General features: G+C 56.3%; 3 protein-coding genes and 1 pseudogene. All 4 read right to left on the bottom strand.

Translation table 11 applies throughout. The features are described 5' to 3' along the window. Positions 1–413 (bottom strand): kinase inhibitor (locus FKM52_RS21335; RefSeq protein ID WP_141178095.1); only part of this gene is annotated, 413 nt, incomplete at its 3' end. Between the two features lie 12 nt (positions 414–425). After that, positions 426–1,106, bottom strand: coding sequence for a type 1 glutamine amidotransferase domain-containing protein (locus tag FKM52_RS21330; protein ID WP_141178094.1), 681 nt, complete (start codon positions 1,104–1,106; stop codon positions 426–428). Next, positions 1,103–1,267: pseudogene (locus FKM52_RS21325) on the bottom strand (NADP-dependent oxidoreductase); the annotation flags it as partial. The gene FKM52_RS21330 and the pseudogene FKM52_RS21325, both read right to left, overlap by 4 nt. 68 nt (positions 1,268–1,335) lie before the next feature. Then, entirely contained in the window at positions 1,336–1,917 is a 582-nt protein-coding gene (locus tag FKM52_RS21315; protein ID WP_006686032.1) for a recombinase family protein, read from the bottom strand. Positions 1,918–1,996 lie beyond the last annotated feature (79 nt).

Genomic DNA, 1,996 nt, shown 5'->3' with positions numbered 1-1,996 from the left:
ATCGCGCCGCTGGCGTTCTCATCCACCTCAATTTTTTCCACGTCCAGCGCGTGAACGGTAAAAATATAGCGGTGGGTTTCGCCCTGCGGCGGCGCCGCGCCGCCGTAGCCCGCTTTGCCGAAATCGGTGCGCGTCTCTACCGCTTCCTCCGGCAGCGCAGCCTGGCCTGAACCGGCGCCCTGCGGCAGCACCGTGACGCTGGCGGGAATATTCGCCACCACCCAGTGCCACCAGCCGGAGCCGGTCGGCGCGTCAGGGTCATAACAGGTCACCACAAAGCTTTTGGTTCCTTCCGGCACCTCATCCCAGGCGAGATGGGGCGAAATATTGTCGCCCTGATACCCCATGCCGTTGAACACATGCCGCTCCGGCATTTTCTCGCCGTCGTTAAAATTGTGACTGTAGATCCTCATCGTATCTCCCTGTTATTGATGTAAAAATTTCAGCAGCTCCTCAGCAGTTACGGCGGAAGAGGTGGGGTTCTGGCCGGTGATCAGATGCCCGTCGGTAACGGCAAAAGCGCCCCAGTCCGCGGTGCGCTCAAACTCTCCGCCCAGTTTTTTCAGCTCATCCTCCACCAGGAAGGGCACCACATCGATCAGCCCGACCGCCTGCTCTTCGCTGTTAGTGAAACCGGTAACGCGCTTGCCCGCCACCAGCGGCGTGCCGTCCGGTTTTTTCACATGACGCAGCACGCCTGGCGCATGACAGACGGCGGCTACCGGTTTGCCGTTAGCGAACAGGTTTTCGATCAGCGCAATACTGTGCTTATCTTCCGCCAGGTCCCACAGCGGGCCGTGTCCGCCGGGATAAAATACCGCGTCAAACTTGCCGCCATCAATAGTATCAAGCCGCTGGGTATTCGCCAGTGCCTGCTGCGCCGCAATATCATGACGAAAACGTTCGGTATCGTGCGTTTGCGCGTCGGGCGCGTCGCTTTTCGGATCGAGCGGCGGCTGCCCGCCCTGCGGCGAGGCGAGCACCACGCTGATGCCCGCATCTTTAAAGATGTAATAAGGCGCGACAAACTCCTCCAGCCAGAAGCCGGTCTTTTTCCCGGTTTCGCCCAGCCTGTCGTGGGAGGTAAGAACCATCAAAATTTTCATTGCTGCTCTCCCGGACGGTCGGAGGCGACGCGGATGATCAGCTTGCCGAAGTTTTTCCCTTCCAGCATGCCGATAAAGGCCTCCGGCGCCTCTGTCAGATCGTCGACAATATGTTCACGGAATACCAGACGATCTTCCGCCACCCACTGACTGATGCGCCGCGCGATAAATGCGCCCATTTCCGTGAGATAAATGGCATCGCTGCGGCGTTTCAATATTCGCAAAAGAATTACATTCCTACTGCGTTATCCTTCCTCTGACCATCCACCGGAAAGTATCGGTAAAGCGTCGATAACCCTACACCATAGATAATGGCCAACTGCTGGCGGGTGTGCCCCTTCGCCAATAGCCGCCCAATCTGCTCTCGTTCATGCAGTTTTAATGCGTTGGGCCTTCCACCTACGCGTCCTTGTGCTCTGGCTGCTGCCAGCCCGGCCACTGTTCGTTCGACGATTAGCTCGCGTTCCATCTCCGCCAGTGCCGACATCACGTGGAAAAAGAAGCGCCCCATGGAAGTGCTGGTATCAATACTGTCTGTTAAAGAGCGGAAGTGGGCACCGCGTTCATGTAACTCTGATATCAGTGCGATCAGGTTCTTAACGCTGCGCCCCAGCCTGTCCAGTTTCCACACGACCAGGGTGTCTCCGCTATTAACGCACTTTAAAGCGCGTTTCAGACCGGGACGGCTGGCAACTTTTCCACTCATACGGTCTTCAAAAATGCGGTCACAGTTTGCACTTATGAGTGCATTACGCTGTAAATCGCTGTTCTGGTCGATTGTTGATACGCGGATATAACCAATGACGGCCATCAATTCTCCTCCTCTATGTCGCGGTGGGAGGATTTTTACAGATTTCACTATGTGTAACTGCTTTTCCAAAAACCTTGGT

The sequence above is a fragment of the Mixta tenebrionis genome (assembly GCF_006517625.1).
GTDB classification, from domain to species: Bacteria; Pseudomonadota; Gammaproteobacteria; order Enterobacterales; family Enterobacteriaceae; genus Mixta; species Mixta tenebrionis.
The sequence above is the reverse complement of the archived record's forward strand: the minus strand, read 5'-3'. Positions and strand labels throughout refer to the sequence as shown.

Bases quoted from the DNA above. Each gene is read 5' to 3' on its own strand.
- FKM52_RS21330 (WP_141178094.1), bottom strand. From the start codon at position 1,106: ATGAAAATTTTGATGGTTCTTACCTCCCACGACAGGCTGGGCGAAACC.
- FKM52_RS21315 (WP_006686032.1), bottom strand. From the start codon at position 1,917: ATGGCCGTCATTGGTTATATCCGCGTATCAACAATCGACCAGAACAGC.